The sequence below is a fragment of the Nonomuraea diastatica genome, from assembly GCF_004349015.1.
Taxonomy (GTDB): Bacteria; Actinomycetota; Actinomycetes; order Streptosporangiales; family Streptosporangiaceae; genus Nonomuraea; species Nonomuraea diastatica.
In genome coordinates this window covers 23,216-29,522 of record NZ_SMKP01000134.1, presented here as the reverse complement: position 1 = coordinate 29,522, position 6,307 = coordinate 23,216, and the positions used below count along the sequence as shown (strand labels likewise).

Genomic DNA, 6,307 nt, shown 5'->3' with positions numbered 1-6,307 from the left:
GCAGCTCCGTGACGCCGCGTTCGAGGGTGGCGGCGCGTTCGGCGCCGATGGGGTGGGGCAGGCCGAGCGCCGCCGGCTCCCTGACGGCTGAGCTCAGGGCCACGCCGAAGCGGAAGTCCCGCACCGCCGTCACGGCCTTCCCTCGATGAAATCAGCGATGGCCTGGGTCAACGGCCCCGGCTGATCCTCCTGGACGAAGTGCCCGGCTCCCGGGATCGTGACGTGGGGCTGTCCCTTGGCTCCCGGGATGCGCTCGGCCATCTCCTCGCCGTGGACGCGGCTGACCGGGTCGAGCTCGCCGTACGCGCACAGGAACGGGATCTCCAACCGCTCCAGCACGGCCCAGGCGTCACGATTGGGCCCGGCGGCCTCGTCCTGCGGGGAGATCGGGACGAGCAGCGGGAACTGCCGCGCGCCCTGCAGGTACGGCTCGCCGGGGAACGGCGCGTCGTAGGCGGCCAGCACGCGGGGGTCGATCTCCTTGCCGGAGCGGTGGTTGCGCGTCACGACCTCGCCCACGCTGAACGGGTTAGAGCGCTGGCTGGACTGCAGCCAGAACAGGAAGAACGGACCCATGTCCTGGTCGCCCGCGGGCAGCATCGTGTTAGTGGCGACGACGCGGCGGAATCGGCCAGGATGTTCGGCGAGCAGCCGCAGGCCGAGCAGCCCGCCCCAGTCGTGGCAGACCAGCGTGATGTCGTCGAGGTCGAGCACGTCGAACACGAGCCGGCGCAGCCAGTCGAGGTGGGACTGGTAGGTGTAGTCGAAACGGTCGGCCGGCTTGTCGGAGCGCCCGAACCCGACCAGGTCCGGCGCGACGCACCGATGCCCGGCGGCTACCAGCGGCGGGATGACGTTCCGCCACAGGTAGCTCCAGGTCGGCTCGCCGTGCAGGAGCAGGACCGTCTCTCCCGACGGCTGCCCGGTGCTCTCGTCGACGTAGTGAGCGCGGAGGGTTGTGCCGTGCCCGTCACCGGCGTCGATCTCGGCGTAGTGCGGGTCGAAGGGGTAGCCGGGCAGGTCGTCGAAGCGGTCGTCCGGCGTCCTCAGGACGTGCATGGCTGGTCTGTTGGTCATGCCCCCTAAGAGCGGGACGACGCCGGGAGAGTGACGCCGCTGGCGGCAATGTGACCTTCCGCACACCCGCTCAGTAGTGCGCGGCCAGGCCGATCGCCAGCGTGGCGACGGCGGCGGCGAGGAAGAAGCAGGACCCAGGTAGAACGTCGAGGAGTAGTCGCTCACCCGGATGCGGGTGTAGGCCGCGCAGACGAAGAAGAGGATGAGGCCGATCGCGGCGGCCGTCCCGACCAGGGGCACGCCGAGCAGCCCGAGGGCCAGGCCGATCGCCCCGGCCGACTTGAAGCCGGCCGGGAAGATCAGCCACGACATCGAGACCTCGGCCGTGGCCAGGGCCACGACGACGTAGGCGGTGGACATGAGAGCTCACAAGAGAGTCGAAAGTCATTCCCCTTTGGAGAGCTCCCACCGCCGGAACTGTGACTTCGTCAATCGTGGATGGTGTTCTCGTAGTCGCGACGCTTCTCCGGCGGGTAGTACTTCTCCTCCAGCGCCACACGTCGTCGTACCCGGGCCGGACGAACACGTCACCATAGCCGACGTAGTCCTCGCGCCCGGCCTGCTCGAACGCCGCGGCGTTGTAGTCGTCGATCGGGACCGGCTCACCGGCTTCCAGCAGCCGCCACACCTCCAGCACGGCCGGCAGGATGAACGACGGGACCTGGATCGCCTGCCCCACTCGCTCAGTGTGGCGATCAGCGGCGTCGGGCCCGCCTGCCGGGAGGCGATCGCGTACGCCGGGCCGAGGGGCTCGGCGAGCACGATCCGCGCCTCCTCCCAGGAGCGCAGCCCCCTCGTAGAAGATGACGTCCGCGCCGGTCTCCCGCTTGTACAGCACACCCCGGCGGATCGCGTCTTCCAGGCTGCCGCCCTCGGCACCGTAGCCGTCGGTGCGGGCCACGATGACGATGCCCTCGTCCAGCTCGTCGCGCGCGTCCACGGCCGCCTGGAGCCGGCCGATCGCCTCGGCGTCCGGCACGAGCCTGATCCCCGCCTGGCCGCCGACCTTCTTGGGCTCTTCCTGGCCGGCGACCCCGGCGCGAATGAACTCCTGCACGATACGCCGGGTGTTCACCGCGCTGCCGTAACCGGTGTCTGCGTCGCAGAAGATCGGGGAGTCGACGGAGTCGGCGATCGTCCTGCACTGCTGCACGACCTCGGTCATGGCCAGCCAGCCGACGTCGGCGATACCGCCGGCCCACGACGAACTCATGCCCCGCGTGGGCGGTGTATTTGAACAGCATGCCGGGGCCAGCTCGCGGCCGAACGGGGTGCGGGTGAACCTGTCGATCCGTCAGTCAGCTCTCAGGGATACCACTGGGTGCTGGACACCCGCGTCGCGTCGCGCGCCGGCCACGTCATTACGTGACCTTGATAGACCGCATCTGACGCTACCTTCATGGTGGTCGTGGGCTCGCATGTCACACATCGCGGCTCGGATGACTCCCAGGGGATATCGGAGCTTCCTGCATCGGCAAGTGATCCCTCCGCTGATCGCCGCCGGGTACCCGGCGAGTGGCACCCGGTCGGCTTGGGACCGGCCACTCCGGCGAGGAAGACCAGAGGCCAACAGCCGACCGATGAGACAGGCAGATTCATCTGGGAGACGTCATGAACAAGCTCGAACAGTACCTCCTCGATCGGTTGCGTTGCAGGCCGGGAGACCGGATCAAGTTCAGGGAGCTGACCGACATCCATAGCGTGCCGGTCCTGCTGCCCGCGAGCGGTGGGCTGACCCACCTGCAGTTCCGCCGGTACGCGGGCTGCCCGATCTGCAACGTCCATCTGCGCTCGGTCGCTGTACGGTATGAGGAGATCGCAGCCGCTGGTATCTATGAGATCGCGGTGTTCCATTCGCCGGCGGAGGACATGCTGCCGCATCAGGAGGCGCTGCCGTTCACGGTGGTTGCCGACCCGGGCAAGGAGCTCTACCGCGCCTTCGGGGTCAGTCAGTCGCTTCGAGCCGTACTGCATCCTCGCGCGTGGCTCACTCCATTGCGTCCCAGCGCATACCCCGTGGTGGCCCGTGGCGTGATGAAGGGTGGTCGGCCGTACCCCCGGAGCCGGGAGAACGTGACCGGCCTGCCCGCCGACTTCCTCCTCGACAGTGATGGGCGGGTCTGTGCGGTGAAGTACGGCAGGCACGCGAACGATCAGTGGACCGTCGACGAACTCCTCGCCCTCGCCAAGGAGAGCACATGAAGATCCGGGCCGTTCTTGCCGGCCCTCGTCTCCGGCACGAGCCTGGCCCCCGCACCCGCGGGCCGGACTGAACGTGCGTTGATCACCGAGGAACGCGACACGGCCGCCCGTCGAAGGAAACCGACGTCCGTCCCGCCACACTCGTGATCGGAACGCGTCGGCGGCCAGGCTCACAGCTCTCCAGCCGATGTCACGCTCGCTCGACGCGCCGGGCTCTTGAGGGGTATTCGTCCTGACAAGGAGTTCCATGATGCATGACACCGCGGCCGATGCCTCCCAGGTGTTCGCCGACCACCGTGAGTTGCTGTTCTCCATCGTCTACAACATGCTCGGCAGCGTCGGCGACGCCGAGGACGTGCTCCAGGAGACCTGGCTGGCGTGGTCGGCGAGGGATCTGACCCGGATCGAGAACCCGCGCGCCCATCTGGTCCGGATCGCGGTCAACCAGGCCCTCACCCACCAGACCACGTTGCGCAAGCGCAAGGAGACCTACCTCGGGCCGTGGCTTCCCGAACCTCTGATCACCGACCAGGACGCGTCCGAGCCCGCCGTACGCGCCGAGTCGGTGTCGATCGCGATGCTGGTGGTGCTGGAGACGCTCACCCCGCTGGAGCGGGCGGTGTTCATCCTGCACGAGGTGTTCTCCTACCAGCACACCGAGATCGCCGCCATGATCGACCGCACTCCGGCCGCGGTCCGTCAAATCGCCCACCGGGCGCGCGAACACGTCCGAGCGCGGCGTCCGCGTACTCGGATCGACCGGCGAACGCACCAAGAGGTGACCGAGCGGTTCATCGGCACCGCGTTTGGCGGTGACCTGGCCGCCCTGATGGAGATGCTCGCACCCGAGGTCACCCTCTGGTCCGACGGCGGCGGCAAGTCCGCGGCGGGCGGCCCTCGCCCGATCCACGGCCGCGACAAGGTCGCCCGGCTGCTGGTGGCGAACACGCGGGGCATCGAGGGTGTGGACCTCCAGTACCGCCAGGTCAACGGCGATCCCTCCGTGGTCGTGTTCGCGCAGGACGCACCCTTCGCCGTGATGGTGCTCGACCTCGCCGCCGACGGCGAGCAGGTACGCGACATCTACGTCGTCAGCAACCCCGACAAGCTCGCCTTCATATCGGACAAATCCACGAGGTGAGGTGTCACATCTCGCGCCGGGAAAGACTCAAAGGGCCTGATACGACGAGTTGATGGGAGCGATGACATGGTGGAAGGTGATCGGTGCGGGCTTCCCGCGCACCGGCACGTCCTCGATGTTGAGAAATAACCCCAGAGTTCGTCGAGCGGTTGGGGGGGTCGCTATAGCCGCAGGACCTGAGCTTACTTCTGGGATCCCTGCTTCTTTCGAGATTGATGAGATTTCGGGGATTCTGAAGGTCTATCGTCCTCGTCGTTCGTCTTGCATGGATAGCGAAGACGAGGAGGTTCGAGCTGGCGGTAGTGAAGGATCTTGGTGGCGCGTGCCCCGGCCACCACCGAGGACCTGGAGGCGCTGGAGGCCGACGTGCTGGCCGGGTTCGTACTGGCCCGAGCGGCGGCGGGGCTTTTCTCAGACCGCGCTGGAGCGGCTCGGGTTCTGCCCGGCCTGTCTGATCTCGACGTCGGCGGGCGGCGCGGATTTCGGCGTCTGCGATCTTGTCGTCGAGCAGCGCGTACAGCTGGGTGGTCTCGGTGGAGGCGTTGCCGAGGCGGCGGCGCATGGCCTCGATGGAGACGCCGGCGTTGATGAGTTCGGTGGCGTGGGCGTGGCGCAGCTGGTGGATGTCGATCTCGACGCCGGCCTGCGCGCAGTAGCTCTGCCAGCGGTGGTGGGCGGCGGCGTTGGACAGCGGTCCGCCGCGGCCGTTGATCGAGGCGCGAAACAGCGGCCCGGCGGTGTAGCCGGCGCGGGCCAGGTAAAGCTTGAGCAGGGCGACGTAGCCGCGGTCGTCCAGCAGCACGGTGCGTATGCTGCCGCCCTTGCCGTGGATGCGCACGTGTTCGTCGTCCAGCCGCAGATCGAGATCCTCCATGTGAAGACTGCACACCTCCGAGGCGCGGGCGCCGCAGACGTAGGCGGTCTCGAACAACACCCGGTCCCGCAGTCGGTCCAGCGGCAGGTCCTTACGCGGCCACCGTGAGCAGATCATCGTCAGGACCTTGGCGACGTCGGCGGCCGCGGCAGGGCGGGGCAGCGTCTTGGGCACCTTGACGGTGTCGATGCGGTCCATCGGGTTGGCGGCCAGGAGGTCGTGGGGGACACCGGAGCCGTCGTCACTCACCGCCAGCACGGCCTGTCCACCTTCAGCGCTCAGTGAGATGGCCACGGTAGAAGCGGCGTGCCGTTTGGCGTTATCGACCAGGTTGGTGAGCAGGCGGACGAGCTGAAGGCGATCACCGTAGACCTGGGCCGGCTGAAGATCGCGAGCTATGACCACCTCGCGGAGGGGGCGGCGGTCCAGTTCGCAGGCCACCAAATTTTCAGGTCCGCCGGCGCGGCGGGGCCGAGCGTGCCAGCGTCCAGGCGGGAGAGCGTCAGCAGATCGGTGACGATGGCCTGCAGGCGGTACAGGCTGTCCAGCATGGCGGCGGTTGTGGCGGGCCAGTCGGCGACGGCAGGATGCAGGAGCGCCTCTTCCATCTGGGTGCGCATAGCGGTGATGGGGCCGCGCAAGTCATGTGAGGCGTCAGAGGCAAAGCGGCGTTCCCGCTGCAACGCGGCCTCTAGCATGCCGAGCAGGGTGTTGCGCTCGTCGGCCTTGGCACTGGTCAGGGCGAAGGCGACGGGCGGTCCGCACAAGGTGCACAGCAGGCGCAGAGCGTAGCCCCAAAAGAAGCGGGAGTGGAAGGGGCAGTAGCCCTACACGGCCCAGCCGGCCAGTTGACTGCGCTGGGCGATCTGGCGAAAGCGGCCGCATTCGACGAGGTGGAGTCGACCACCGAGCGGCATGGCCATTGGGCGACGGGGCGAGGCGTCGATCACATCCCCCGGCAGGACGTCACACTTCGATGCCCGCCGGCCTCTCAGGAGACGACATGACCAAAG

The 6,307-nt window shown here is 68.0% G+C and carries 5 protein-coding genes and 4 pseudogenes; 2 read left to right on the top strand and 7 right to left on the bottom strand.

Annotated features, from left to right (window positions below; translation table 11 throughout):
* Positions 1 to 129: 129 nt before the first annotated feature.
* The 3 genes and pseudogenes from E1294_RS35890 to E1294_RS58375 all read right to left on the bottom strand — a co-directional run.
* Entirely contained in the window at positions 130 to 1,077 is a 948-nt protein-coding gene (locus tag E1294_RS35890) for a haloalkane dehalogenase (RefSeq protein ID WP_246083537.1), read from the bottom strand.
* 204 nt (positions 1,078 to 1,281) lie between these two features.
* Positions 1,282 to 1,389 (bottom strand): annotated as a pseudogene (locus E1294_RS58380) (DoxX family protein); the annotation flags it as partial.
* Positions 1,390 to 1,876: 487 nt separating this feature from the next.
* Positions 1,877 to 2,290: pseudogene (locus E1294_RS58375) on the bottom strand (isocitrate lyase/phosphoenolpyruvate mutase family protein); the annotation flags it as partial.
* Between the two features lie 398 nt (positions 2,291 to 2,688).
* Here E1294_RS58375 and E1294_RS35880 point away from each other — a divergent pair.
* Positions 2,689 to 3,279, top strand: a complete 591-nt coding sequence (locus E1294_RS35880) for a peroxiredoxin-like family protein (RefSeq protein ID WP_132515424.1) — start codon at positions 2,689 to 2,691, stop codon at positions 3,277 to 3,279.
* Positions 3,280 to 3,526: 247 nt separating this feature from the next.
* Entirely contained in the window at positions 3,527 to 4,420 is an 894-nt protein-coding gene (gene sigJ, locus E1294_RS35875) for an RNA polymerase sigma factor SigJ (RefSeq protein WP_220448112.1), read from the top strand.
* A gap of 4 nt (positions 4,421 to 4,424) precedes the next feature.
* Here the strand turns inward: sigJ and E1294_RS56430 are convergent, their stop codons facing one another.
* From E1294_RS56430 to E1294_RS58370, 4 genes and pseudogenes are all read right to left on the bottom strand, one after another.
* Positions 4,425 to 5,492, bottom strand: a complete 1,068-nt coding sequence (locus tag E1294_RS56430; RefSeq protein ID WP_246083534.1) for a tyrosine-type recombinase/integrase — start codon at positions 5,490 to 5,492, stop codon at positions 4,425 to 4,427.
* A 21-nt stretch (positions 5,493 to 5,513) separates the two neighbouring features.
* Positions 5,514 to 5,699 (bottom strand): annotated as a pseudogene (locus E1294_RS57840) (ATP-binding protein); the annotation flags it as partial.
* Complete coding sequence (locus E1294_RS54185) at positions 5,690 to 5,992, bottom strand: histidine kinase dimerization/phospho-acceptor domain-containing protein (protein WP_425465245.1); 303 nt, start codon at positions 5,990 to 5,992, stop codon at positions 5,690 to 5,692. The gene E1294_RS54185 and the pseudogene E1294_RS57840, both read right to left, overlap by 10 nt.
* Positions 5,981 to 6,184, bottom strand: a pseudogene (locus E1294_RS58370) (IS982 family transposase); the annotation flags it as partial. The gene E1294_RS54185 and the pseudogene E1294_RS58370, both read right to left, overlap by 12 nt.
* Between the last annotated feature and the right edge of the window lie 123 nt (positions 6,185 to 6,307).

What these genes read in the sequence shown, in the direction of transcription:
- E1294_RS35890 (WP_246083537.1), bottom strand. Translation starts at nt 1,077, where the DNA reads ATGACCAACAGACCAGCCATGCACGTCCTGAGGACGCCGGACGACCGC.
- E1294_RS35880 (WP_132515424.1), top strand. Translation starts at nt 2,689, where the DNA reads ATGAACAAGCTCGAACAGTACCTCCTCGATCGGTTGCGTTGCAGGCCG.
- sigJ (WP_220448112.1), top strand. Translation starts at nt 3,527, where the DNA reads ATGATGCATGACACCGCGGCCGATGCCTCCCAGGTGTTCGCCGACCAC.
- E1294_RS56430 (WP_246083534.1), bottom strand. Translation starts at nt 5,492, where the DNA reads ATGGACCGCATCGACACCGTCAAGGTGCCCAAGACGCTGCCCCGCCCT.
- E1294_RS54185 (WP_425465245.1), bottom strand. Translation starts at nt 5,992, where the DNA reads ATGCTAGAGGCCGCGTTGCAGCGGGAACGCCGCTTTGCCTCTGACGCC.